At 62.6% G+C, this 25,870-nt stretch carries 21 protein-coding genes and 5 pseudogenes; 14 read left to right on the forward strand and 12 right to left on the reverse strand.

Going from position 1 to position 25,870, the window contains the following annotated elements:
• Positions 1-289 (forward strand): transposase (locus tag A37U_RS49535; protein ID WP_169526847.1); only part of this gene is annotated, 289 nt, incomplete at its 5' end.
• A gap of 46 nt (positions 290-335) precedes the next feature.
• Here A37U_RS49535 and A37U_RS53550 read toward each other — a convergent pair.
• Positions 336-1,611, reverse strand: a pseudogene (locus tag A37U_RS53550) (IS256 family transposase).
• Between the two features lie 315 nt (positions 1,612-1,926).
• Between A37U_RS53550 and A37U_RS43270 the strand changes: the two are divergent.
• From A37U_RS43270 to A37U_RS0112065, 8 genes and pseudogenes are all read left to right on the forward strand, one after another.
• Entirely contained in the window at positions 1,927-2,469 is a 543-nt protein-coding gene (locus A37U_RS43270) for a transposase family protein (protein WP_157182766.1), read from the forward strand.
• A 263-nt stretch (positions 2,470-2,732) separates the two neighbouring features.
• Positions 2,733-2,963, forward strand: a complete 231-nt coding sequence (locus A37U_RS0112040; protein ID WP_020496898.1) for a hypothetical protein — start codon at positions 2,733-2,735, stop codon at positions 2,961-2,963.
• An 87-nt stretch (positions 2,964-3,050) separates the two neighbouring features.
• A complete protein-coding gene (locus tag A37U_RS0112045; protein ID WP_020496899.1) occupies positions 3,051-4,724 on the forward strand; it encodes a class I adenylate-forming enzyme family protein in 1,674 nt (557 codons plus the stop codon).
• Positions 4,714-5,520: an enoyl-CoA hydratase/isomerase family protein gene (locus tag A37U_RS43275; RefSeq protein WP_020496900.1), complete on the forward strand. Its 807-nt coding sequence runs from the start codon at positions 4,714-4,716 to the stop codon at positions 5,518-5,520. The genes A37U_RS0112045 and A37U_RS43275 overlap by 11 nt, the downstream gene beginning before the upstream one ends.
• Before the next feature lie 6 nt (positions 5,521-5,526).
• A complete protein-coding gene (locus tag A37U_RS0112055) occupies positions 5,527-6,447 on the forward strand; it encodes an enoyl-CoA hydratase-related protein (protein WP_020496901.1) in 921 nt (306 codons plus the stop codon).
• Between the two features lie 649 nt (positions 6,448-7,096).
• A pseudogene (locus A37U_RS53555) lies at positions 7,097-7,636 on the forward strand (hydantoinase/oxoprolinase N-terminal domain-containing protein); the annotation flags it as partial.
• A gap of 57 nt (positions 7,637-7,693) precedes the next feature.
• Positions 7,694-9,166, forward strand: a complete 1,473-nt coding sequence (locus tag A37U_RS0112060) for a hydantoinase/oxoprolinase family protein (RefSeq protein ID WP_240437575.1) — start codon at positions 7,694-7,696, stop codon at positions 9,164-9,166.
• 38 nt (positions 9,167-9,204) lie between these two features.
• Complete coding sequence (locus A37U_RS0112065) at positions 9,205-11,160, forward strand: hydantoinase B/oxoprolinase family protein (protein ID WP_020496903.1); 1,956 nt, start codon at positions 9,205-9,207, stop codon at positions 11,158-11,160.
• A gap of 289 nt (positions 11,161-11,449) precedes the next feature.
• Here the strand turns inward: A37U_RS0112065 and A37U_RS0112070 are convergent, their stop codons facing one another.
• The 4 genes from A37U_RS0112070 to A37U_RS52875 form a co-directional block, all read right to left on the reverse strand.
• Positions 11,450-12,184, reverse strand: coding sequence for a TetR/AcrR family transcriptional regulator (locus A37U_RS0112070; protein ID WP_026197132.1), 735 nt, complete (start codon positions 12,182-12,184; stop codon positions 11,450-11,452).
• A 4-nt stretch (positions 12,185-12,188) separates the two neighbouring features.
• Positions 12,189-12,332, reverse strand: a complete 144-nt coding sequence (locus A37U_RS51400; RefSeq protein ID WP_157182768.1) for a hypothetical protein — start codon at positions 12,330-12,332, stop codon at positions 12,189-12,191.
• A 162-nt stretch (positions 12,333-12,494) separates the two neighbouring features.
• Entirely contained in the window at positions 12,495-13,529 is a 1,035-nt protein-coding gene (locus A37U_RS43280; protein WP_169526849.1) for a transposase, read from the reverse strand.
• Between the two features lie 637 nt (positions 13,530-14,166).
• Complete coding sequence (locus tag A37U_RS52875) at positions 14,167-14,511, reverse strand: group II intron maturase-specific domain-containing protein (protein WP_205622913.1); 345 nt, start codon at positions 14,509-14,511, stop codon at positions 14,167-14,169.
• A gap of 64 nt (positions 14,512-14,575) precedes the next feature.
• On the opposite strand from A37U_RS52875, the gene A37U_RS52880 reads away from it, so the two are divergent.
• Positions 14,576-14,827: a hypothetical protein gene (locus tag A37U_RS52880; protein WP_020496907.1), complete on the forward strand. Its 252-nt coding sequence runs from the start codon at positions 14,576-14,578 to the stop codon at positions 14,825-14,827.
• 21 nt (positions 14,828-14,848) lie between these two features.
• On the opposite strand, the gene A37U_RS0112095 is transcribed toward A37U_RS52880, so the two are convergent.
• The 4 genes and pseudogenes from A37U_RS0112095 to A37U_RS51410 form a co-directional block, all read right to left on the reverse strand.
• A complete protein-coding gene (locus tag A37U_RS0112095; RefSeq protein ID WP_020496908.1) occupies positions 14,849-15,838 on the reverse strand; it encodes a tyrosine-type recombinase/integrase in 990 nt (329 codons plus the stop codon).
• On the reverse strand, positions 15,835-16,764 hold the full coding sequence (locus A37U_RS0112100) for a tyrosine-type recombinase/integrase (protein ID WP_020496909.1): 930 nt from the start codon (positions 16,762-16,764) through the stop codon (positions 15,835-15,837). The genes A37U_RS0112095 and A37U_RS0112100 overlap by 4 nt, the downstream gene beginning before the upstream one ends.
• Entirely contained in the window at positions 16,761-17,213 is a 453-nt protein-coding gene (locus A37U_RS49080; RefSeq protein ID WP_020496910.1) for a tyrosine-type recombinase/integrase, read from the reverse strand. The genes A37U_RS0112100 and A37U_RS49080 overlap by 4 nt, the downstream gene beginning before the upstream one ends.
• 370 nt (positions 17,214-17,583) lie before the next feature.
• A pseudogene (locus A37U_RS51410) lies at positions 17,584-17,754 on the reverse strand (IS30 family transposase); the annotation flags it as partial.
• On the opposite strand from A37U_RS51410, the pseudogene A37U_RS49555 reads away from it, so the two are divergent.
• The 3 genes and pseudogenes from A37U_RS49555 to A37U_RS43285 all read left to right on the forward strand — a co-directional run.
• Positions 17,755-17,931 (forward strand): annotated as a pseudogene (locus A37U_RS49555) (IS30 family transposase); the annotation flags it as partial. It abuts the pseudogene before it with no gap.
• A gap of 332 nt (positions 17,932-18,263) precedes the next feature.
• Positions 18,264-20,249, forward strand: coding sequence for an Atxe2 family lasso peptide isopeptidase (locus A37U_RS0112115; protein ID WP_083933411.1), 1,986 nt, complete (start codon positions 18,264-18,266; stop codon positions 20,247-20,249).
• A gap of 274 nt (positions 20,250-20,523) precedes the next feature.
• Positions 20,524-20,970 carry an FAD-dependent oxidoreductase gene (locus A37U_RS43285; RefSeq protein WP_157182770.1) on the forward strand — a complete coding sequence of 149 codons (447 nt, stop codon included), beginning with the start codon at positions 20,524-20,526 and terminating at the stop codon, positions 20,968-20,970.
• A gap of 81 nt (positions 20,971-21,051) precedes the next feature.
• Here A37U_RS43285 and A37U_RS43290 read toward each other — a convergent pair whose 3' ends face one another.
• Positions 21,052-21,693 carry a TetR/AcrR family transcriptional regulator gene (locus tag A37U_RS43290; RefSeq protein ID WP_063712781.1) on the reverse strand — a complete coding sequence of 214 codons (642 nt, stop codon included), beginning with the start codon at positions 21,691-21,693 and terminating at the stop codon, positions 21,052-21,054.
• A gap of 78 nt (positions 21,694-21,771) precedes the next feature.
• On the opposite strand from A37U_RS43290, the gene A37U_RS51415 reads away from it, so the two are divergent.
• On the forward strand, positions 21,772-23,283 hold the full coding sequence (locus tag A37U_RS51415; protein ID WP_026197134.1) for a GMC family oxidoreductase: 1,512 nt from the start codon (positions 21,772-21,774) through the stop codon (positions 23,281-23,283).
• Between the two features lie 122 nt (positions 23,284-23,405).
• Here A37U_RS51415 and A37U_RS54850 read toward each other — a convergent pair.
• Together A37U_RS54850 and A37U_RS52570 are read right to left on the reverse strand one after the other, a co-directional pair.
• Positions 23,406-25,645: pseudogene (locus tag A37U_RS54850) on the reverse strand (Tn3 family transposase); the annotation flags it as partial.
• Complete coding sequence (locus tag A37U_RS52570; RefSeq protein WP_020496916.1) at positions 25,542-25,790, reverse strand: hypothetical protein; 249 nt, start codon at positions 25,788-25,790, stop codon at positions 25,542-25,544. The pseudogene A37U_RS54850 and the gene A37U_RS52570, both read right to left, overlap by 104 nt.
• Positions 25,791-25,870 lie beyond the last annotated feature (80 nt).

Here is a 25,870-nt window from a genome sequence, read left to right on the forward strand (position 1 = left end):
TCAAGGATTCGCGGAAATGCTCAATCCCCGGCAACACAACAAAAACCGGTTCCAACACTGGATCACAACAGTCCGTGCTACCGATCTCTTTTACCTACACTCCTTCACCCGCGGACTAGCCAAGGACGAGGCAGCAATAGTCGCTGGCCTGACCCAGACCCATAGCAACGGCCCCACCGAAGGCAACCTCAACCGCATCAAAATGATCAAAGACAAATATACGGCCGAGCCAACCTCGACCTCCCCAGAAAACGAGTCCTCCTCGCATAGAACCAATCACGAAAAATGAGCCAGAGCCGGAACCTTTGTGGGCGGCCCGGTGATCGCCTACTTGGTTACTGGGCGTTGATGCGGTCTCCGTAGTGGAGGGGCAGCGTGTTCAACACCTGTTTCCAGGCTACCGTCTTTCCGGTGATGTTGGTACGATTTTTGAGGGGTTTTTGATCACGAGATAGAGAGCTTTCAGCGCGGCTTGTTCGGTGGGGAAATGGCCCCGCCGGCGAGTCGCTTGCCGGAACCGCGCATTCAGGCTCTCGATCTGGTTCGTGGTGTACACGAGTTTGCGAACATCGGGTGGGAATGACAGGAATGGGATGAAGTTCTCCCAGCCGCCACGCCACATGCGTATCATCGCCGGATACAAATCCTCCCATTCCGCGGCGAAATCTTCGAACAACGCTTCCGCCGCTTCGAGCGTCGCAGCGGTGTAGAAGCCCTTGACGGACTTGGTGATCTGTGCCCACTACCGTTTCGAAGCATAGCGAAGACTGGCCCGCACAAGATGCACGACGCACAATAGCACGTCGGCCCGTGGCCACAATGAATTGACCGCCTCGGGCAGGCCTTTCAACCCGTCGCAGGCAATCAGGCAGATGTCCTCGACACCGCGGTTCTTCAAATCGGACAGGTGGTTCACCCAGTCCTTAGCTCCTTCGCCGCCGGTACCCACCCACATACCCAGAACGTCCCGCTCACCAGCGGTGTCGACGCCCACGGCGACGTACACAGGCCGGTTCGCGACAGTTCCCTGGCGGATCTTGACCATGATCACCTCGATCATCACGATCGGATACACGCGTGCCAATGGACGGGCCTGCCACGATTTCAGCTCGTCGGACACCCTGTCGGTGATCGAGGAAATCAGATCACGAGACACGTCCGCGTCGTATATCCCGGCCAGGTGCCGCCGGATCTCTTCGGTCGTGAGCCCCTTTCCGTACAGTGAGATGATCGTCTCATCGAAACCTTCGATCCGGCGGGCGTGTTTCGGCGCGATCTGCGGAGTGAACGTCGCCTCCCGATCCCGCGGCACACCGATCCGCACCTCACCGATATCCGTGGAAACCGTCTTCGGAGCGGTTCCGTTCCGCTCGTTCGTTGTAGCTTTGCCCTCGCGTCACCTTTCTCATACCCGAGGTGTTCGTCCAGCTCAGCGTTCAACGCCGACTCGAGCACGGTTTTCGTGATCTGCCGCAACAACCCACCCGGACCGGTCAACGACACACCCGCATCCGGTGCCGTCTCCAACAACTCCCGAGCAATACGCACATTCAGATCACCACCAGCATCGCCCCCGATGGTCGGCGCAACAGCCTCAACTTCGTTACTCACTATGATCCTTCCGAGCCAGGGCCAAAGCCCAACCTTTCCATGATCACCAGCACCGCCCACAAACCGGCGGACACTCCCGACCCGATCACCCTGGACACTGGGACGAGCGTCTCTGGCGCTGATCTTGTGGGGTGTTTCTGCATGTTTTCTAGCCTAGCAGGGTGGATGATGATGACTGTGCATTGTAGACAGTCGAAAAGTGTTGTGGCCCAGCACATCTGGGTTGATTGTCGAGAGTGTTGAGCGGCCCGAAGGGGTATTGGCCCTGCGGGCGCTGGTGCGTGGTTTGTCAGGCCGCTGCCTGCACTGCGAACCGTGTCCACGGTGGTGCACGGGCGGTATGTGCGCCGGATCGCGGATGCGCCGGTGGCGGGGTCCCTTGTGGTGATCGAGCTGGTTGTGTGTCGTTTCCGTTGTGCTGCAAGGGATTGTGTGGCGGTGACGTTCGTTGAACAGGTCTCGGGGCTGACCAGTGCGCATAGCCGCTATACCCCGTTGCTGCGGCGCATGCTGACTGGTGTTGGGCTCGCGCTGGCCGATCGGGCCGGAGCCCGGCTGGCGGCAACACTCGGTATGGCTTGTAGCCGGGACACGTTGTTGCGCCTGGTCCGCGCCCAGTCTGCTCCGACGGCCAGGCAGGTTGCGCTGGTCGGTGTCGATGATTCCGCCTTAGGCAAGCGGCACAGCTACGCGACTGTGCTGGTCGGCATGGATAGCCACCGCTCGGTCGATGTACTGGCCGATCGATGCGTCCCGACAACAACGACCTGGTTGCGCGAACATGTCGGAACCGACATCGTGTGCCGGGGCGGTTCCTCGGTTTTCTACGTGACCGGGCGAGGTTGCGCGGTGCACTAGATGGCGCTACAGTGCTGATTGGAACGACCAGTCTATTACCGCAGCCTGGCGGCCAGTGGCAGCTTCCTCTGCTTCAACGGAAGGGGAAAGCATTCTATGACGACTAAGCTAAGAGACTCTTGCCGGCGGATCTCGTCTACCTCGAGAGAACCTGTCACCGAGGATGAGCAGCGGGTGGACATCGACGCCCCGTTTCCGGGTTCGTCGATCGATCGACGTCTGGTGGATGCCTTAACTGAGTCGTGAAAGGTTCGGGAGTTCTAATGAGCATGATCGGTGCGACTTTCATGGACGTGGTGCCCATCGACCAAGGGTCTGTCACCACGATCAAGGTGCCGACCGATGTGCGCAACACTGAACGCGGTGGCATTCAAGGCGCGTGCGAGGTCGGCACCGCCGAGGCGACCGTCTTCAACCACGCGAGCGCGCATGGGCTGAATGCGGTCATCGGGTATGGCACAGCTGAGGAGCCGAGCATGACTACGGAGTCGTGATCGTCAGTGATCCAGGGTGGTACCCGGACCGGCTGCGCATTGATGTTGAGGCACAGCGACGCGAGAAGCGCGAGAGGAGCAAAGGCGATGCGGCACGCTGAGGCGGGAGCCCAGGACGTTAGCACCGACAAGCGTCCTTGGCTCAAGCTATATGACCATCCTGAGCACGCTGAGGTCGACGTCGAGGAGGCGACTGTCTACGCAGTGATCATGGACGCCCTCGCTCGGTATCCGGACTATCCGTGCCTCCATCACCCTGGCGGTTCTCTCACCAAGGGCGAGGTCAGCTCCCTTGTGTGTGCCTTCGCCTTCGCGCTCCGGCACCGGGGTGTCAGCCCCGGGGAACGAGTGGCGCTCTACCTCCAGAACGTGCCGGAGTTCGTCATCGCGCTGCTCGGTATATGGCGCGCGGGCGCGATCGCCGTGCTCGTCAACCCAATGAACAAGCAGCGCGAGCTCGACCTGATCCTTCGGGACTCGGGGGCCGCGGCCGTGGTTTGCCAGTCGTCGCTCGCGCCCATGGTGGCGGTGGTGCGCCGGTCGCTGCCGCTGCGGCTGGTCGTCGTCGTGAATGACGTAGACGCCGATCACCCCGACGATGCCTGTGACTTCTGGGACGAGGTGCGTTCGGCGCCGGACGGCGGTGGCGAGGCCCATGCCCTCGCCCCGGGGGACCCAGCTTGCCTGACCTACACCTCGGGAACCACCGGCCCCCCCAAAGGGGCGATCAACACGCACGGCAAGATCCTGTTTAGCTCGCGAACTTTCCAGCGGTGGATGCCGCTGACGCGACAGGACACGGTCCTCGGGATCGCCCCATTGTTCCACATCACGGGGCTCGTAGGTCACGTGACGGCGTCCCTGGTCAGCGGAGCGCCTCTCATCGTACTCGGGCGCTTCACTCCGGAGGCTGCTGTCGACGCAACTGCCCGTTACAAGGCCACGTTCGCTGTCGGCGCTATCACGGCCTTCCAGGCGATCCTGAACCTGCCGGGCGTCGAGGCCAAGGATCTCGCGTCACTGAAGAAAATTTATTCCGGTGGAGGGCCCGTAGCGCCGGCGCTGACGGCCGCATTCGAGCAGAAGTTCGGCACCTCCATCCACACGATCTACGGGCTGACGGAGTCGACGTCACCGGCCATCATCACGCCGTCGCGCCTGCGCGCGCCGGTTGACTCCACGACAGGTGCTCTCTCCATCGGCGTTCCTGTCTACAACACGATGGTGCGGGTCGTCGACGAGAAAGGGCGGGAGGTCGCCCCCGATGAGAGCGGCGAGCTTGTCATCCGGGGGCCTCAGGTCGTGGATGGCTATTGGCGCATGCCCGAGGAGTCCGCCCACGCCGTGCGCAACGGATGGCTCTACACAGGCGATGTCGGCTACCGGGACACGGCCGGTTGGTTCTACCTCATCGACCGCAAGAAGGACCAGATCAACGCCAGCGGTTACAAGATCTGGCCCCGCGAGGTCGAGGACGTGCTGTACGAGCATCCGGGGGTCCGGGAAGCCGCCGTCGTGGGTGTTCCGGACGCCTATCGCGGCGAGACGGTGCGTGCTTACATCAGCGTCAGGGACGGACACGATGCCCCGACCCCGGACAAGCTCGTTGAGTTCTGTAAGGAGCGGATGGCGGCCTACAAGTACCCACGCCAGGTTGTCATCCTCCCCGAGCTACCTAAGACGGCGAGCGGCAAGATTCTCCGTCGATCGCTGCGAGACCAGGCGCGCCAGTCCGAGACTGGAGGCGAGGATGGCTGTTGACCTTACTATCGATGGCGACGGCCTCGCCATCGTGACCATCAACCGACCCGATGCGAGAAACGCACTGTCTCCTGCCGTCTTAAACACCACGCTCGAGCGGCTCACGACGGCGCGGCACAGCGGAGCGACGGCGCTGGTTGTGCGCGGTGCGGGGAAGGTCTTCTGCGCTGGCGGCGACCTCGGATACGTATCCGCGGCGCTCGACTCCACCCCGGAGACACTCCTCGGGGAGCTGGCGGACAGCCTCAACGAGCTCGTCCTCGCGCTCCGCGAGTTCCCGGGCCGGGTGATAGCGGCGATCGACGGCGTAGCCGCAGGGGCGGGAGTTGGGCTGGCATTCGCAGCCGATATTCGGGTATGCGGCCGCTCCGCGCTTCTGGTGCCTGCCTTCCTCACAGCCGGCACGACACCCGACGGTGGAACCTCCTACGCGCTAGCCCGCACGTATGGACCCGTCGCGGCCACGTCGATTCTCGCGCGGAACCATGCCATCGACACCGACGAGATGACCCGCATGGGGCTAGCGGACTGGGTTGTGCCAGACGGCGCCGCTAGCCAGCACGCCGTGTCGCTCGCCAGCGAGTTGCCGCCCATCTCGGCAACAGCGCTTCTCGAGACCAGACGACTGCTGGACCGCGCCAGCGGCATCACCCTGAGGGAACAGCTGACCCTGGAACGAGCAAGCCTCTCCCGGATGTGGCGCACCACGGACTGCCTCGAAGGCGCCCGAGCCTTCCTCGAGAAGCGCGTGCCGCAATTCGGCCCCGCCATGCCTCCTACACGACTTGGGAAATGAGTCACCATGCATAGCTACGAACACCTTCTCGTGAATCGGGTCGGCACGAGCGGACGAATATTAGAGGTCACGCTAAACCGACCCGAGGTACGCAACGCGCTGGCGCCCCAAACATTCCGCGAGTTTCTCGCCGTTCTTCAGGCCGCGGAACCCGAGCACGAAATCCGCACCGTTCTGCTCAAAGGCGCCGGGCCTGTCTTCTCGGCCGGGCACGACATCGGATCTGGGGACCTGTCCGGCGCAACCTACGCCGACGACACCCGGTTTAGAACCGCGGACCAGGCTAATCGGCCGCTGCCGACCAACCTCGCCTCTGCGCTCCGCCAGATCACCGATGTCATGCTCTACTTTTGGCGGTACCCGAAGGTCACGATCGTCCAGACCCACGGTCATTGCGTCGCCGGAGGCCTCGAGTTAGCGATGATGGCAGACCTGGTGGTCACCGCCGACAGCTGCGTGTTTGGCCATCCGGCACATCGAGGCGTGGGTGTCGCACGGAACGCGATGCTGCTCCCCCTCATCATGGGGATGCGCAAGGCCAAGGAGCTCATGTTTACCGGCGACAGCTTCACCGGGACTGTCGCCGAGGAGATGGGGATAGTTAACTACGCCTGGCCCGAGGACGAACTAGACACCCGCGCCCTCGCGCTGGCTGAGCGGGTAAGTAATCTCAGCTCAGATCACCTCGGGCTGATCAAGGCGGCGGCGAACCAGTTCTACGAGAACATGGGACTCTACAGCTCCGTGTATTCGAGCACACGGCTCGACGCGATGGCACAGTTAACCGAATCCGCGTACGAGTGGCAGGACAATCTTCATACGACTGATCTAAAGACGGCGCTGCGCATTCGGGATGAGCCGTACGGGAACTCCAGTACACGGACAAAAGATCAGGCAACTGATGACGAACACACGCCGCCAGACTGAACTCGCACCGATCCGTATGCCGCGCCGGAATATGTCCGATCATGCGTCAGCGTGATCATTCAACGCGGCCGGAAGAGTCGAGAGAGTCAACCGAACAACCTCAGCGCTCAAAATAGGCACGAAAGGAAGTGACACGCCACACCGAGTTCAGCTAAAATACATAATATCTTGACTCAGCATTCGCCTAGAGGATCCCGAAAAAGGTATACGACAAATACTTAAACACACAACAAGCCGGGCGAATCAATAAGTTCAACTGCCCGAAAATTCCGGGGACGCTCAAAGCGCACGTTCGTAGCAATTGTGGGGACGCGGATATGCACGGGTCACGATAATCTCTGGAAAGGGAGGCACAAGGTGAGGCCACACGTACGACCGGAAGAGCTACACCTCTACGTTATCAGGGAACCTGTGAAGGGTACCTGCCCTGAATGCAGCTCGCAGGAACTGGCACGCTATCCCGTACTTAGCGAAGGTGGGTGGTGGACAACTATCAAGTGCCAGGGGTGTCTTTACTCCGTAGAGCGCGAACGCGGAGGCTTGTTTGGTTCGATGTCTCTTCTTTCTGATCTTTTGTAGACCCCGACACGCCTACCGGTGCGAATCGACGAGATGCTATCCAATAGTAACAGTGCGGAGAGGACAAATTATGCCAACCCACAACCTAGTAGGTGTAGACGTCGGCGGAACGTTCACTGATTGTATCGCATTTGAGGCCGGCACGATCAAAACCTTGAAATTGCCGACAAATCCGGACCATGAGGAAGAGCCTGTCGTCGAGGGTGCGGGTCGCCTGGGTCTGAGAGATGCGGCAATGTTCAACCACGCAAGTACCGTAGGGTTGAACGCGATTCTAACGCGACGGTTGCCCAAGATTGCATACCTCACGACAGACGGACATCGTGATGTGCCGGATATAGGGCGGGCGCTGCGTCCATTGGAGGTTCTTACAGACCCTGGCTGGCGCCGTCCTCTTGGCGACGCCGGAAATCGCCCCCTCGTTCCTCGATACCTTCGGCGAGGAGTCAAGGAGCGAATCACACACGATGGCTCGGTACTGATTTCTTTGGATCGGGAACAAGCTCGTCATCAGCTGGCAGTCCTCCGAAAGTGTAATGTGCAGGGCGTGGCCATTTGCCTTATTAACAGCTACGCGAACCCTGAACACGAGCTTATTCTGCGGGACCTAGTGCGCGACGTCTTGGGATCAGGCATACCATGTTCGGTCTCTTCGGATATTTCACCCTTGGCAGGAGAGTATCCGCGCGCATCAACGACCATCGTGAATGTTCTTATGAAAAGTATTTATGGAAACTACTCCGCAAACCTGCATCAGCGTCTAGAAGGTGAAATGTTTGCAGGGGAGACAAATTTTGTCGATTGCGCCGCCACCTTGCTACCTCAGGACGTCGCCTTGGAGGAACCACACAGGCTTATATTTTCTGGGCCTGCGGCAGGTACCCGCTCGGCGGCGCACTGGAGCGCACTTATAAAACAAGAGAACCTCATCTGCGCCGATGTCGGCGGCACTTCCACAGATTTTAGCATAGTTTCCGACGGAAAGCCCGTGGTGAATACCACTTTCGAGGTTGAACACGATCTTCTCGTCAGTACTCTCGCTAACGAGATTGTGAGCGTAGGTGCGGGCGGCGGCAGCATTGTGTCTGTAACCCCCAATGGGGAGATCCAGGTTGGGCCGGCTAGCGCGGGCGCCAACCCTGGACCAGCGTGCTATGGACGCGGCGGTGCTGCTCCAACAATCACCGATGCATGTCTGTTGATCGGGCTGCTCAACGAGGAAGAGTTCTTGGGCGGTGAGATGCAACTGGACCACAGAAAGGCCCAGCTGGCTTTCGAGGAGCTAGCCGCTCCAGTCACCACGTACGAGCGAATTCAACACGCGTATTGGCTCGCTATCAACCATCTCAGCGAAGCCATCAATGACATGGGAGTGCGTTACGGTATCGATCCCCGTGATTACTCAATCATGGCGTATGGATCGGCGGGACCGATGCTGCTGCCTGCCCTCCTTGAGATATCCGGTGTTAAGGCGGTAATAGTGCCACCCCAACCCGGTGTGTTCTCCGCGCTCGGTGTGTTGAGCACAGACCGTGTGTACACGGACAGTCGCTCAAGCTACATGGTCCTGCAAGGCGAGAAGGCCACCCGCATAAACGCGGTATACGAGGCGATGGAGGACGCGCTGTTGAGACAGGCGCGGGCCCAGCGCGACGAAGTAACCATTCTGCGAACGTTCGACGCACGACTGGTGGGCCAGACTTGGGAGATGCCTTTTGTTCCATTACCGGATGGAGATATCACAGCAGGTGCCGTAGAACAGATGGTCGCCAACTTTCACCGAGCCTACGAAGAAAGAAGGGGGAACCGATTCGACGATATTCCGGTAGAAGGTGTGACCTATCGGGTACAGGTGACCGTGCCGACGGAAAAGATCACCTACGATCCCATCGAAAACGCGCGCGGTTCTGAACTGCAGCCTGACCCGATCAAGCGTACGTCTCTGCGGCATCTTGACGCTCATGCCCGTGAGATACAGGCTGCAGAGTACCGCAGGGAACACTTGAAAGCTGGCTGCACCCTGGAGGGGCCAGCCGTTATTCGCGAAGACGCGTCCACCACACAAGTGTGTGTCGGACAGCGAGCGACAATCGGTAGTTTTGGTGAGATTATGATCACGCGGTCCGTACAGTCCAGTTAGTTAACAGTGTCACCGCCGGACAGATAGGGAGATGTGACATGACGACGAACGAAGCGCAGGCGAAATTAATTGGGGAGTTAGCCCCAGACGAGTTCTATCGACGGTATAATTGCGATAGATTGACGGCAACAATCCTCTCTAACAAGTACCATTACACGGTCGAGCACATGTGCAACGGATTGTTGAACACGGCATTTTCGCCGATTTTGGCTCAAATGAAGGACTTCGCCACGTGTATCGTGGGTCCGCCCTCCATGGACTACCCGATGACCGCGGTGAGCAACAGCCTTGTACTGTTTTTAGGAACGATGGACGTGGCCGTGCGAAACTCGTGCGAGGAGTACGGCGTCGAGAATGTACGTCCGGGTGATGTGCTGATAGCCAACGATGCCTACCGTATCGGGAATCACGTTAACGACATGTGCCTGTTGCGGCCAGTGTTTCACGGTGAGACGGAAGGCCCGGTCGGGTTTATTGCTCTTCGGGCACACATGCTGGACGACGGGGGTATAGTTCCGGCCGGATTCAGCGCTACGAAGAAGAATGTATATGAGAATGGCTTGGTTCTGGCGCCGCGATTGATTTACCAAGACGATAAGCCCGTTAAAGAAACATTTGATCTACTCTTCGATAATGCGCGATTCGGTGACCTGCTGTTTGCGGACCTGTCGAGTATGCACCAGAGCCTGTTGGTCGGCGAACGATTGCTATTGCAAGCCATAGACCGCTATGGTCTCGACGCCTACCTCGGCGCAGTGCAATATGGATGTGACGTAGGGGCCGAAACGATGCGGACGGCTATTACTCAAGTTCCGGACGGTGACTACGAGGGTGAGGACTATCTGGACGCTGACGCGATCGACGATTCCGAGGAATACAAGGTCAGGGCAACGGTCCGAATTCGGGGTAGCCGCGCCGAGGTGGACTTATCTGGCAGTTCCCGCCAGGCCCGTAGCTCGATCAATGGGAGCTGGCTGGAGGCCAGAACCGCGGCCGCAGTGGCGGTGAAATACTTCCTTGATCGAAAATCGCCCTTTACGTCTGGGGCGTTGCGGGACATCGACATCGTGTTGCCCGAGGGCACGATTACGAGCGCATTGCCGCCAGATGGTGCGATCTTCCTCTATTGGGAGGCCTCCCACTTGGCAGTCAGTGCCATCCTCCAAGCACTTGAGAAAGCCATGCCGAGCCGTGCGCTCGGCGGCGATTACGGCTCAACGAACATCCACAATGCCAACGGTCTAAACCCGGACGGCACACCATGGGTAGCCATGGCCAACTCGGGCGGCTTGTTCGGTCCTTGGGGCGGAACCGCCGAAGCGGACGGCGAAAATTACATGATCATTTACCAGCTCAACATTCTGGATACCCCAACTGAGTCGCTTGAAGCTGAAACTCCCGCCGTGGTTTTGCGGAAAGAATACGTAGCCGACTCGGTAGGACCAGGGGTGAACCGAGGTGGAGCCGCAGTGCTCAGGGACACGTTGTGGCAGACCGACGCCGAACACTTCGCAGCGCCGCTGCGCACCAAACGTCCGAGCGGCTTTGGCGTGAACGGTGGCCGTGCCGGAACCTGCGGTGGCACATGGCTGTGGGAATCAGACGCATTCGACGTGGCCCGCCGACAGGAAATTCCGGGTACGTCCAGGAACGTATACCAGAACTCCACACCCGTCGCTGGGGTACTCGACCCAGACACCAAGAGCCTCGACCCCGACGGCCAGTACTTCTACTTCGCCCGGACACCAATCTGGAGAACTGCTCCGGGTGCGATCTTCCGCTACATCACCAACGGTGGAGGCGGCTGGGGGAACCCGCTGGAGCGTGACCCTGAAAGAGTTCTCCGCGACGTGCGCGACGGGTATGTGACGATCGACGGCGCAGCCAACGATTTCGGGGTGGTCATCACTGGAGATCCCGAGCAAAACCCCGAGGGTCTTGAACTTGAGATCAAGAAAACTGAAAAACTACGAGCTGGGATGGCACCTGACTGATGTCGGCGACTCAACTGGACAGAAGGACCGATGCCGCCAAGGCCCCTTGGAGTGGTTACCAGACGGAATTTCGGAGTGGGTAAGGATAACTGGCCGATGGTTTCGATCATGGCACTGAGAACCTTGCCGGCGCGGAGCGGGCTTAGACTGGCTGCACTGAACCAAACTTGGAAGGGTGAGCGAACAGCGTTCTTGACAAACCTGCCCCCGGGGGCAAGGCACGCCATATCGGCACAGGAAGCGGACGTCATGCCCGGCGCCCGTCGGAAGAACTCCGCCCGAGCGGACGTCAAGGCACCGGTTCGGCCGCCGAAACGTCGGGCGCGGCGAGCGGCCAGCCCGCGTGACGCGCCCGGAAAGTGTCGAGCTCCCCCTCGACGTCGACTGGCGCGGCCGACGAGGCGCGCATGCCGTTGAAGAGGATTTCACAGTAAGTCTTTGAGAGGTAGGCGGCCGTCCAACGGCCGCCCTGGCGGAACCACTGCACGGTGCGGTTGTGGAGGTTAAAGAACGCGAAGACCGCCAGCCGCGGCTCGACCTGCACAAAGACACCCTCGTCGATCGCCTCGGAGACGAGGCCCAGAATAACACCCTCGAGTTGCGCACGCATGGCGTTGAATCGGTCGCGGTGCTGGTCGCTCAAGAACCGGTAGTCGTGCTCGTACACCCATACGTGGCTCGGTTTTTCGGCGATGGTGTGCAAAAACGTCTCCGAGATGAGCCGCAGGCGGGTGAGCGGATTCTCTGCCGTGAGTCCGGCAATGAGAGCGGCGTTCTCGTACAGGGGTGTAAGCACGCTGAAAGCGATTTCGACGAGAAGCTCTTGCTTGGACCCAATGTAATGGTACAAGGCCCCTCTGCCGCTTAGATTGCTCTTCTCAACGAGCACAGACATGCCCGTCCCCGCGTATCCGTTCTGGGCGAACGTACGCGCAGCGACGTCCACGATCTCGGCCCGCCGCTCCGAGAAATCCCGCGCGGGCCCGGGTGGTCGGCCGCGGGCAGGTCGATCCGAGTCACTCACGTTCTCACGCTGCCTCATTATGGAGATAGCGCACGCCGAGGATCTCGCGGACCTTGGCAAGGACTTCGCGCAGCGTTGAGCGCACGGAGTCCTCGTAGACCCGGAGCCCCGATCGCTGGTCGGATACGAGCACTGTCCTATCGGTCATGGTCACAGCATACAGCAGGAAACAGACCACTAATTGTATGAGGGCCGGACGTTGGTGACGCCGTCCTGGAGCCGAAAAGTTGGCTGCCGCCCGCCTGCTCCGCTGTGCGGGCGGGCGGCAGCTCCTCTCTGTCAAGTGGTTGCTGGAATTTTGTCCGATTGATCAGCTTCGAGGTGGCGGTAGATCACGGTGGCAAGTCGTCGTTTGAGTCCCCTGAGTCAAGTTCTTTTGGCGATGAGCTGTCGGCGTTGATGATGTATCGACGGGTTGTAGGGGGGCCTTGTTGTGCCAGCAGGCCCAGATGACGCGTATCCAGGCGCGGGCGACGATGCGGGTGGCGTGGGGGTTGCGTTTACCTCGTGCCCGCGCGGTGGCGTAGAGCTCTGCGGCCCAGGGTGATTGCATCCGGGCGTTGTGGGCAAACGAGGTGATCGCTTTGCGCGCGCGGGTGTTCGCCGCCCATCGGAAGTAGACGCCGCTGCTGTTTCCGGATGCCCGGGTGACTGGAGCAGCGCCGCATTCGGTCGCGGCTTGTTCGGCGGACTCGACGCGGTCGAGGATGGGGCCGAATTCGGCGAGTAGTTGGGCGAGGTTGATTATTCCAACGCCGGGCAGTTGGTTGAGCAGCTGAGTGCGCGGGTGTGCAGCAACGCGTTCAGCGATTAACTTCTCGGTGGCGGTGATCGTTGACTGGATCGAGCGCAGCAGGGTGACCTGGGCGCCGATGATGGTGCTGAGTGTGTCTGCTGGCAGACCGATGGGAGCGATCGGTGCAGTGCGCAGCCGCTCGAGCAGCTCAGCGGCGGGCTTTCCTCCGCGGTAGGAGTGTCGGCGACAGAACGCAGCCATGCGTGCCTCACCGAGATGGGCAGCGGCGTGCGGCGTTGGGTAGTCGGTCAGGAAAGCCAGCGCGATCTGCGAAGCCAGCGAGCGGAACAGGTTGCGCGGTCCGGCCCAGTGCGCGTCGAGAATGGCGGTGAGCTGGTTGACCGTCGCGGTCCGGGCGCGGACCTGGTCGTCGCGCAGCCGCACCAACGCTTGCAGCTCGCGTAGGCCGGGCTCGATCGGCTCCAGGCGTCGTAGCCGGTGGCCGTCGGTGCGTAGGTAGTCCGCGAGCTTGTAGCCCTCGCCAGGATCGGACTTCGCACCGGAAGCACTCCACCGTGGTCGAGCGGCGTAGAACGATGTGGGGTGCACCGGGACCAGGGTGTCCCGCCTCGAGCAGCCGATCCACGACCAGCCCACTGGTGCGCTCGATGATCACCGGCAGCTCGTCAAGATCGCCGTGCTGGCGCAAGCGGTGGATCGTGGCTGCCCATCCGGGCTCGGTGTGAGCGAACGCCCATCGTTCCAGCACCGAACCACCGTCATCGAGCACGGTGACATCGTGGCTCTGGCTCGCCCAATCCCAGCCGATGTAGGTCATCCTGGCCTCCAACATGGAGTCGATGGTTGACTCCACGGTGTCGAGGCCCTTGCCGGTTCCTCATTGTTCGGCCCTCGGTCGGGCATGTCCCTAACGCCGGTCAGGGGCCTCGGCGTGTCCGGGGTGGCAGCACTAAAACTGGCCGCCCCAGCGGCGCGGCATCGAGGCCATCCCCCGACACGACCGAGCAGCCACGGTCAGGCACCTCACCCGACCGCATGACCATAGTTCCCCAATGAGGCATCGTAGGGCTTCCCTGTGCCCTTTGCCGGATTCTCGGTTGGGTCGGCCCGAGGCGCGGTGTCAGTCTTTCGACTGGTCCGTTTCCTCGGGCCGCCCGCCGAACTCGGCGTGCCCATTACTGAGCACCGGGCTCTCCACAAGTCCCGGTCGGGCGGTTGGTGGTCTTTAGCCAGTAACGGTCCACGGTGTCGGAATCTTCGTTCCTCGGTAACGGTAGCGAATAATCCGCATCCGGCCTGGCTCGAAGAGGTAGTATTGACCGTCGACCGGCCACCATTCGCCGCCGCAGAAGCGGCGACGGAGTTGTTTCCAGGTGATCTTCCGGTGTTTTCGCCTAATCCATCCCATTACCCGTTCCCAGGTGTACTTGGACAGGTATTGGAACGTCGAGGCGGACACCCCGGCCCGGAGATATGTGGCCCAGCCGCGCAACACCGGATTGAGCCGGCGCAGCACGACCGCCAGGGGTTCGTTGTTGTTCTGCCGACAGATCGTCTTGTCCTTGGCCATGACGGCTTTGAGGGCCTTCTTAGCCGGGTAAGTGTAGACGTGCCGCTGGGGTGCCCCGTTTGTGGTGACGCTGGATGCGCCGACCGAGGAAATCGAGGCCCTCGTCGATATGGGTAATCCTCGTCTTGGCGTCCGACAGGCGCAGACCCATCGGCGCCAGAACCGCCGCCACCACATCCCGCATTTCTTCGGCGTGGTCACGATCGCCGGAGATCATGACCAGGAAGTCGTCCGCTTATGGGGACCGGTGGATTATGCCGACCGCGGTGTGATGGTGCTGGCCGGCGAGGTCGTCCGGCCGGGCCGGTCGGCATAACCCGGGGCCTTGTGCTCGGAGTCAGAGGGTGTCGAGGAAATCGAGCAGGGTGTCGGTGGGCCGGTAGCGGCCGGGGCTGGTGTTCGGTGGTGTGAGTCGGCCCAGGGCGTTCTCCTTGATGCTCATGTCGGCGTGCAGGTAGGCGTGAGTGGATCCGGGGTCCTCGTGGCCGAGCCATAGTGCGATGACCGAGGTGTCGACCCCGGCGTGCAGCAGCGCCATGGCTGCGGAATGCCGCAGGGTATGTGGGGAGACGGTTTTGCTTGTCAAACTCGGGCAAATGCTTGCAGCGTGGGCGGTGTGTTTGGTGACCAGCTTGGCGACCGCGTCTCGCGAGAGCGGTCGGCCCTCGCGGGTGGTGAACAGCGGATCGATCGGTGCGTTCGTGTGGTCGGTGAGCCATTCCTGCAGTGCGGCAACGGTGTGACGCGTCAACGGAGTGGCCCGATCCTTGCGGCCTTTGCCGTGGCATCGGACGTGAGTGCCAGGGCCGAGGTGAATATCGCTGTGGGTCAACCCGATCAGTTCGGAGACCCGGAGCCCGGTCTGGCAGGCCAGTACCAGCAGAGCGTGGTCGCGGCGCCCGAGCCGGGTGCCGCGATCCGGGGCAGCGACCAGCGCGTCGATCTCGTCGGTGGTGAGATAGGAGACGATGGGTCGATCCCGACGTTTGGGTGGGATCGCTAGGACCCGGGCGATGTCGGCGGCATGCTTGGGTGCGTGCAGAGCGGCGTAGCGGAACAGCGACCGGACCGCGGCCAGCCGCGCGTTGCGGGTTGCGGTGCCGTTGGACCGCTCCGCCTCGAGATAGGTGAGGAATGCGGTGATCAGTCCAGCGTCGAGCTGCCTCAGATCGAGCGTGCTGGGTGGGGTGGCTGTTGCGCGGGCGGCGAATTGCAGCAGCAAGCGCCAGGTGTCGCGATAGGCGGCGACGGTGTTCGGACCGGCGCGGCGCTGACGCAGGAGTTTGTCGGTGAAGAATGCTTGCAGGATCGGTGCCAACGCGGTCATCGCTGGCCCCCAATGGTTTCCAGGCGTTCGGCGGCTATGGCCAGCAGCTCGGGAACCTGCTGCTGATACCAATAGGTCGACTTCGGGTCGACGTGGCCGAGCCAGGTCGACAGGATCGGCAACCTCGCCTGGACGTCGCCGCCTTCACGGTAGAAGCCGATCATCGTGGTGACGGTGAACGAGTGCCGCAGGTCATGTATCCGAGGTCGCCGTTGTCCGGGTGACACCGTGATGCCGGCCGCGTCGATCAGCTTGGTGAAGGTGCTGGGGATGTTTTCCGTGTCCAGACGAGTGCCTCGGGTGGAGACGAAGAAGCTTGACTCGGACCGATTCGGGCACTCCTGGTTGCGTAGCCGCTGGTAGTCCCGCAGTGCGGTTACGGTCGTGTCGTGCAGGAACAGACGCCGGGACTTTCCGAACTTTGAATCCAGGATTACCAGTTCGGCTCGGTCGAGGTCGACGTGTTCGTCGTCGAGGTAGCAGGCTTCGCGTTTGCGCATGCCGGTCACCGTGAGCAGCCCGATCAAGGTCTGCCAGGTCGCCGCCCGCAACGGTGGCCGCAATCGCCCGGCGGCGCCGATGAGGGCCGTGATTTCGGCGGGCGAATACAGATACGGTGCAATCCGGCATTTGTGGTGTGGCAGAGCGTCTTCGGGCGGGATCTCGCTGGCGGGATCGAGTGTCTGGTAGTGGCGAGCGAAGATCCGCACCGTCATCAACCGCCGCGCCAAGTAGGCGTCGTGCCGGCTGCCGCTGCGGGTCGTGGTCGCCCATTCCAGCGCCAGCTCGCCGGTGACGCGATCAATACCGGCCGTTTCGCAGTAGTCGACGAACGACATCAGTTGCGCAGCTTGGGTGGTCAGTTTGAATCCCAGCGTCCGCCGCATCGTGAGGTAGTTTTCGGCGGCGCGGCGCAACCGGCTCATGACCGCACCTCGATCGGCCAGGGACGCGCCAGCGGACGCAGCGCGTTCTCGTCGACCTTCGCGTAAATCGTTGTGGACAGGTGGCTTCGGTGCCGGAGAACCTGTCCGACTTCCTGCAGCGACGCTCCGGCTCGGAGCATGTCGCTGGCCAGCGAGTGGCGCAGACGATGCGCCCCGACCCGTGGCAGGTCCGCGTGAGCGCAGGCGCGGCCCATGATCGCCCGCACCGCCGACCCGTTCAACGGCCGATAATAACCGACCATGAACGTCGTGATCCGACGCGAATCCAGTTGCCGCACAGCATCATCCACAGGTTCCGGCAACCCGGCCAAGAACTTGCCGGCCTGGGTTCCGTAACAACGGGCAGTCTCCGGCGACAACCCCCGATCCACCGCCAGCCACGAACGGAACTCGGCCACCAGCACATTCACCGACGCCTCGGCACCCATGCGATCTCTCCCGTCTCGAGTGGTCTGCTCTTCCGCAACCACTCGAAACCCGCCACCACCCCGATCACAAGGCCCCCGGGTTATGCCGACCGGCCCGGCCGGACGACCTCGCCGGCCAGCACCATCACACCGCGGTCGGCATAATCCACCGGTCCCCATAAGCCGACTTATGCCGACGTCGGCATAAGTCCGCATACCGGATCAACCGGTAGTTGGCCTGGCCACGCAGACGTCGCTTGCGGCGCTCCCACTCGCGGGTGGCCGCCCTCGACCTGGGCGAAGTACTCGTCCAGGATCGACAAAGCCACGTTGGCCAGCAGCGGGGAGAGTACGCCCCCAACGCAGTTGGGGGCGTAAAGACTCGGCGGTGTCAAGTGGTGGGTGCACCACCGTGCTCGAGGAGGAGTTTGTTGAGGACTTCGGTGGGTTTGAGCCAGTCGAGTGTTTCACGGGGCCGATCATTCAGTTCGTCGGCGACGGCATCTAGTTCTGCTTGACTGTGCACCGAAAGATCGGCTCTTTTCGGGAAATATTGGCGCAGCGCCAATATTTCCCGAAAAGAACCGACCTATCACGGTGGAGCGTCGAGGAGATCGAGGCCGTCGCAGCCACCCTCAACTCCCGACCACGAAAAACACTCGGCTGGAAAACCCCTGCAGAAGCACTCAACGAGCAGCTACAATCACTCCGGCAAACCGGTGTTGCGACGACCGATTGAATCCGCCCAATACACGTGTTCGTAGATACACGAACACACACCCGGACGCAGCTGGCAGCGCTAACCCAACCAGCGACTCCGGACATCGCTTGAGATTTCAGGCCACACCAGACAAACGGTTCACCCAACAGCGGCCCACACCGCCGACCGCGGGTGGGTAGCGCAAAGCTGCAAGCGCTGAGGCGAGATCTGGGGCAGTCCGTCCTGACGGTCCATCTGATGAACACACTCATGCCCGTGCTCGACAAGCTGGGACAGAACGCGACATTATAGGCTGTGAAGACTCTTCCGCGAAAACAGCTTCGGTCTCGACTGTGGTAAGGCAACTAAACATGAATCCTTTGGAAATTTTAGACGCTGCAAATTCTGATGACTGTCGACCGGTGACGGCTGAAGCGTTGCTGGAAATCGCGGATGTGTCCGGGCTGACACTGTCACCGGATGGGTCGTGGGTGGCTTTTCGAGTACAGTCCGCTCGAGCTACAACCAACGACTACTGTGCCGAATGGCATGTGGCTCCCACAGTCCGTGACCGATCCAGTTACAAGCTCGCCGACGCGGGTACGCCGGTAGTCGAGGACGGCTTTCTGGAGGGGGCTACACATTACGGTGGGTACAATCCCGTCGCGGCATGGTCTCCGGATAGCCAACGACTGGCCTTCCAGGCTCATCACGACGGCCGGTTCCAGTTGTGCGAAGTGAGCCGCGATGGACAGGCTGCGGTGGTAGCTGGTTTGGATGGCGTAGTCCGCGCGCTACGGTACCGCCACGATGGCCGAAGCATCTTGGTCCGGTCCAGCCGGCCCGTGCCGGCCCCCATCCTCGCACCACGGCCCGCCAGCGGGAGCGGGGTGTTGATGACTACAGTGAGCCGTCCCGAGCTAGGGCTGGTTGGCCTTCCGGGAACCGCCGAGCCCGCTCCGTCGACCGATTGGGTGATCGACGTCGGCACCGGCGAGTGGTGGCCGGCTAGCGCGGCCGAGACAGTCGAGCTCGACGCGGACCGAGTCCAGGTTGATGGGGCACTGTATGCGGTGTCTTCGCCTGACCACTCCATGCTCGCGTTTCTCAGCGACGCCGAGCAGGAAAACCTCTACGTCATCGCTGCTGACGGTGACGGTGCTCAGCGGCTGGTGACGCGGCTACATGCGTGTCCACATCCATTGGACGATGTGGTGCCCGTATTGTGGTGGAGCCTAGATAGCAGGCACCTGTACTTCCAGGCTCGAAATGAAACCCATCAACGGGTGCTGTACACCGTTCCCATCGCCAGCGACGCACCGCGTGTGATCTCATCCGGTACCGGCGAACTATCGGAATGCAGGCTGGATCTCTCCCGTGGCATCGCCGTGGCTCTGGAGGAGCTGCCCACCCGACCAGCAGAGGTCATCGCGATCAATCTGCGAACCGGAGACCGACGTACACTCACGGACCTCAATCCAGCCTGGCGGACCTTCCAGTTCGGTGACATCCGCTGTATCGAAGCCACCAATCAGTTTCACGATCGAACCTGGGCGAACCTGGTCTATCCCGTCGACTATGTCCCGGGACATCGGTACCCGATGGTCGTGACCACGTATATGTCGTCCGGGTTCCTTCGCGGTGCATCGGGTGACGAGTATCCGATCCATGTCCTGGCCGCGCATGGATTTCTGGTCCTCGACCTCACCCTGCCCAGAAGCTACGAGTTAGACCCTCCAAGCCCTGACGACAGCCCCACTGAACGGTTCCAAGCCATGTGCAAAGACATGATCGGACCTGTTTCTACTATCCAGACCATGGTCGCGGCACTAGACCGCGAGGGCGTACTAGACCCTCATCGACTCGGGATATGCGGATTCAGTCACGGTAGTGACATCGCCACCTACGCTCTCGAGAGCACGAACCTATTCCGAGCGGCCGTACTGTCCGGCTTCAGCCATGACGATGAATACATTTACCACTTGTTCGGGCCCGGGTTCGAAGAACGCTGGTCCGACTGGGGTATGGCGGGCGGCCCACGCGGCCCCTCGGCCGAACACTGGCAACGACGTTCACCTGGCTTAACAGATTGCACCACCGCCATCCTCAGCCATGACACCGAGGCCGAATACCTTGCCAGCCTCTCAGCCTACAGCCAACTCATCCGTGCCGGCGTGCCCACCGAAATGTATGTCTACCCAGATGAAGATCACCTCAAGATCCAGCCCCGCCACCGACTGGAAATCTATCGCCGAACTGTCGACTGGTTCGACTACTGGCTGCGCGGCATTGAAGACCCCGAGCCGACCAAACACCACCAATACCAACGATGGGCCGCGCTCCGTCGCTGTGTTTGACAACCTATATCGGGGCTGGCCGGGATACGGTCCAAACCTTCCGCCGCCTTTCCCGTCGAGTGGGACTGTCCCCCATGCGCTGGCACGTCGCTGAGCGCGCTGCGGTGTTCTCGCGGTCGGGTTTGTTGATGATCGTGGCGTGTCCGAATACTGCGCACCGTGGATGGCCGGTGAGGCATGCCGCCGGTGCGGCTGTCGGCTCCGCCGCGCGAGAGCGAAATCGTGGGTGCTGCAGCGTGACCGCTGCATCGGACCAGGAAGCAGGAGTTGAGTGGTGACCGAGCGTGCTGTGATTGTCGGTGGTGGCATTGCTGGATCCGTTGCGGCGTTGGAGCTGCGGCGTGCTGGTGTGGCGGTGACGGTGGTAGAGGCGCGTTCGGCGGCCAGCGGGGGAGCGGTGGTGCGGATAAACCCCAACGGATTGGACGCGTTGCGTGCCATCGGTGCTCACCAAGCGGTGATTGCGGCTTCGTTCCCGCTGTTGCGGTTCGAGTGGTATGTGCCGACCGGGCGGATCGGGTACCGGATGACTGCTGATCCTTCTGCGCTGCGGGGGACGCCGCGGGTGATGGCCTGGGCGGACCCGGCGCGGGTCTTGCAGGGCGAGGCCGCCCGGGCTGGTGCGGTTTTCCGGTACGACGCTCGCGTGATCGAGACGAACGAAAGTGCCGACAGGGCGTGGGCACTGTTGGCCGACGGGGACACGGTCGAGGGTGTGTGATCGTCGGCGCTGACGGCGTTCGTTCGTCGGTGCGTGCCGCCGTGGTGTCCGTTTGGGGTTCCTCTGCGGACTACCGAGAGATCAGGGCGGCGTGGTGAGGTAGGGGCGCAGGAGGGTGCGCGCGGTGCGTGCGGCAAAGGCCTCGTCGAGGGGCTCGCCGGAGAGCAGCGCACGGGTTTGCACGGGGCCGTAGCAGGCGTCGACGAGAAGGTCGAGGTCGGCGATGTCGTGGAGTTCTCCTCGGGCGATGCCGCGGCGTAGTGCCGTCTTGGTGGTGGCTCGTGGCGGATTGATGAACTGTTCCCGGAACGTCTTCTGTAACTGGGGGTTGCGGCGCATCTCGTCGATGAGGCCGTAAAACACTCCGCCTTCGGGGCTGTTGTAGAGGGCGATGAGCCGGACGAGGAGGATTTCCACGTCGGTGACCACGCTGCCGGTGTCGGGTGCCGGGGGAAAGGGCCCCGGGTCGGGGTGGTTGGCCTCGCGGCGGGCCAGCAGGGTGATCGCCTCCAGGAACAGCTCCTGTTTGCCGTTCCAACGGCGGTAGAGGGTCGCGGTACTGGCACCCGCTCGGTCGGCGACTTTGACCATTGTGAACCCGCGGTAGCCCACCTCGGCGAGGACCTCGAGCGCGGCTTCGGTGATCGTCTGGCTGCGGGCGGTATCCAACGGACGCCCTGGAGGGCGAGGCGTGTCGCCATGGTCTTCATGCTGTTTCACCATGGTGGCAGCATATATCGAAATGCAGTATTTTCGTTTCGTGTAGGCGCTAGTAAAGCTCTGCAGGGAGGTGCCGCGAGGATGACACCAGCAGCGGATGTGGACACCGTGATCGTGGGGGCGGGCTCGGCAGGGGGCGTGCTCGCCGCCCGGCTCAGCCAGCAGCCGGACCGGTCGGTGTTGCTCCTGGAGGCCGGGCCGGACTTCGGTCCTGAGGGTGGCCAGCAGCCGCACGAGGTGTCCGACGCCGCGGATGTGGGCCCCACTCGGTATGACTGGGGGCATGTGGCTGGGCTCGGCGAGCTACAGCGGCGTTCGCCGGTGTTCGCTGGGCGTCTCGTGGGTGGCAGCTCGGCCACCAACAATGTGATGGCGCTGCGGGGCCAACCCGACGACTACGACGCGTGGGCCACTGCGGGCAACGCGGGCTGGTCTTACGACCAGATGCTAGAGGCGTTTGTCCGTGTCGAAAACGATGGCGACTTCGGTGACCAGAATGGGCACGGTGCGAGCGGGCCGGTATCGATCCGCCGGTATACGCGCTGCGAATTGCCGTCACACCAGCGGACGTTCCTGGATTCCTGCGCTGCCGCAGGTAATCCGGTGATTGCTGATCACAATGCGCGCGCTGCGGTCGGTGCTGGCCCGCTGCCGCTGAACGCGGTTGCCGGGGTGCGTCAATCCACGGCGCTGACCTACCTGGCCGCTGCCCGTGAGCGCAGTAACCTCACCGTCTGGCCCCACGCCACGGCCGACCGGGTCCTGCTCGCGGACGGGCGGGCCACCGGGGTCCAGCTCGCCGATGGGCAGCATGTCGCTGCCCGGCAGGTTCTGCTCGCCGCCGGTGCCTACGGCAGCCCCGCGCTCTTGCTGCGCTCGGGTATCGGACCGGCGGCACATTTGCGTCAGCTCGGAATCCCAATCTGGCGGGACGTGCCTGGGGTGGGCGCGAATCTGCATGACCACCCCTTGCTGCGGCTGCACTTCTCCGCCCACGGGCAGCCGCAGTCCCTGCCCTGTCAAACACTGCTGACGACACGATCTGATCCATCGCTGACCAGGCCAGACCTGCAGATTTTCCCCAGCGCCATCGCCGCAGGCGAGACCGGACCCGAGATGTCGTTGCTCGTGGCGCTGCTCCAACCGCGTTCCCGCGGCCGGGTGTTGCTTACCTCGCCCAACCCCACCGTCGCACCCGACATCGACGTCGGGCTACTGACCCACCCCGAGGACCTGCCCAGGCTGCGCGCTGGACTCCGGCGTGCACGGCAACTAGCAGGCACCAGTCCCTTCGCCGAGCAGCTCGTCTCGGAAATGTGGCCCGGCCACGAGTTAAGCACCGACCAGGCTCTGGACCAGGCCATCCGCGCCCAGCTCAATGTGTACCAACATCCGGTGGGCACCTGCCGGATGGGACCAGCCACCGACCCCACGGCCGTGGTCGACCCGCTTGGATGGGTGCACGGCGTCGACGGCCTGGCAGTCATCGACGCCTCCATCATGCCCACCATCCCCACTGCGAACACCAACCTGCCCACCCTCGCCCTCGCAGACCACTGCGCGCACCACCTAGAAACCACCCCACCGCACTGACCTCCGAAACTAACCCGCCATGTTCGGATAGGGATCGGCAAATGAGCCGGTCAGTCGTCGCGGATCGCTGGATCGCGCAAGGGCCGCAGGCCACGAGCGGGCTGCGACGGGGTGAAGGCTTAGCGGCCGAGGCAGTTGAGGTGCTTGTCCTTGAGCGGTGACAGCCGAGCCTTGTCCGCATCCTGAATGACATGACCGGCGGCTTCGAGTTCGGCGACCGCGGCGTCCAGATAGCGGGTCGTCCACAGCACGACCGCGTTCAAGACCAGGCCCAGAGCGGCAAGTTGGTCCTCCTGGCCCTCGCGGTAAGCCTGCACGATGTTGCCGCGTTTGCCATGACAGATCGCCCGAGCCAGGCGGTGGCGGGATTCCTGCACGGTGAGCTGGCGGTTCATCCGGCGCCGATAGGACTCGTCGACAGGGTCGCACAACGCCAACAGGTGCAAAGTCTTGTCGATCCGGCCGTACTCGGCGAAGGCTTGCCCCAGCGGGGAAAGCCTGCCTTCGCGGCCGAACATGCGCAGCAGGTCGTAGGCACGAACCTGGTTCGTGACCAGCGACCCGGCCACCCGCAGCATGTCCGGCCAGTGGGTCTCGATCTTGGACAGGTTCACCTTGTTTCGGGCGACCGCGTTCAGCGGACCATAATCACCGGACTGCTCGCCCGGGCATGTCGGCGCGCCAGAACCGCTGGTCGGCCAGGTCTCGCAGTCGTGGCGAGAAGCGGTAGCCGAGCATCGTGAACAGCCCGAACACCATGTCCGAGTAGGAGGCGTGGTCAGTCGCGATCATCTCCGGTTTCCCCGCCGTCGAGGTTGAGGAGGGTGTCGAGGATGAACAGGCTGTCTCGCGGGGTGCCGGGCACCACCATCGCCCCGATCCCGGACACCTGGTCGTTGACGGCGTTGAGCCAGGTGATGCCGCGTTTGTAGCCGTAGTACTTCGGTGAGGGGGCGGCGTTGATGGTGCGGGCCGGAACCACGAACCGCAGCCCGTCCACCGAGGCCAGCAGCCCGCCACCCCAGCTTTGCGCCCGCGGGATCCGCGCCTGCGCGTCGATGAGTTTCGCGTTCGCCGCCGCGATCGTGTCCCCACGCAGGTAGTTCTGGTCCACGTGCGAGAGGCGGGATCGGGTCAGTTGCGGATAGTGCGGGTTGATCACCGGGGTCAGGCCGATGTTGCAGGACTCGGCGACCAGCAGCGCTACCAGGCTGATATCGAGCCCGGCCATGCGGCAGGTGCCCTCGGAAACGTGGGTGAACCCGTCGAGGAAACCGGTCCAGGAGTGCACCTCGAACAGCAGGTCCGGCAGGTCGATCCGGGGCAGCATCGCCTCTGTTGTCGTTCGCAGCCGGTCAATGAATCCGGCTCGTCGAGGGCGCCGAGCTTGTCCACGCTCAATCGGGCCCTCCCGCCTTCGGGTGGGATGACGACCTCGACCTTCGCCTCCGGACCGGCTTCGTCCATCCTGGCGGCCATCTGCCGCCACGCCGCGTCCAGCCCGCCCGTCAGCTCCGCCAGATGTTCGATGACTGGCGTGTCCAGTGACAGACCGGCCAGCACATCCTGGCGCACCGCGTCCCACCCGGCGCCGTCGAGCAACCTGGCCCGCGGATCCGACCACCGGTTCAATGGTGCCGCGTAGACGTCACGGCGAACCAGAGCTCGGTGCAGCTGCTCTAGTACACACACCACGTAGGCGTCCCGGTCGATCGCGCCTGCGGGTAGCGCCGGGTTCGCTAACACCGCCGGCCGCCATGCCCGCGGCACCAGATCAGCATCGACCTCGGCCGGTGACAACGGGCGTTTCGTCGTCTTGCGCCGCGCAAGACCTGGCAGCTTTCGAACCGCAGCCAGCACCCGCTTCCCTCCCCGGGGCAGCCGCCAACGCCGGGGACTCGCCCAGCAGCGTCAGGAACGGGCGGACGGTGTTGTAGCGCCCGGCCAGGGCCTTGCGCAGCGTGATCTCGGCCGACCCGTCGTCTTCGGGCACCAGCTTGTCCACCATCGCCATCGCCGCGGTGACCTGCTCGCGCGGCGCGACCTCCGCAAGCTTCGACCACACCAGCAGTGGGTCCAGCGCCACCCTGGACGCGGCGGCCTCATCCAGCAGCCGCACCAGTACCGCCAAGGCCCGGGTCAACGTCCGCGAAGCCCGCTCCAAGCCGGGCAGATTCGCCAGCCGCTCCTTCTCCGAGGCCCGCCGCGCCGGCGAGAGCAACCGTGTGGCCATCAGCAGCGCGAACAGATCCAGCGCGTCATCGATCGCGGCTGCCTCCAGGTTCCGCAGCACCGCGGTCACCAATGCCGTTCGCCGCGGTTCCGGTGCCCGCTCCAAGGAACTCGTTTTCCATCCGCAGCCGGCGGATCTCGTCTTCCATCTCCGCCACACGCACACGCTCGGACGGGCTCACCGGCTGCTGGGCGTCCGGGTTCTCGGTCTCGATCACCACCTGCACAGCCTCAGCCTTGAACTGAGCACTGAACCTCCGACGCTGCTCGGGCATACACACAACCTCTCAAACGAGAGGCCCTGACCAAGACCCGTGGTACACGTCACCAAGACCACCTGGTTACGAGACACCGT

This window comes from Sciscionella marina DSM 45152, assembly GCF_000379465.1.
GTDB classification, from domain to species: Bacteria; Actinomycetota; Actinomycetes; order Mycobacteriales; family Pseudonocardiaceae; genus Sciscionella; species Sciscionella marina.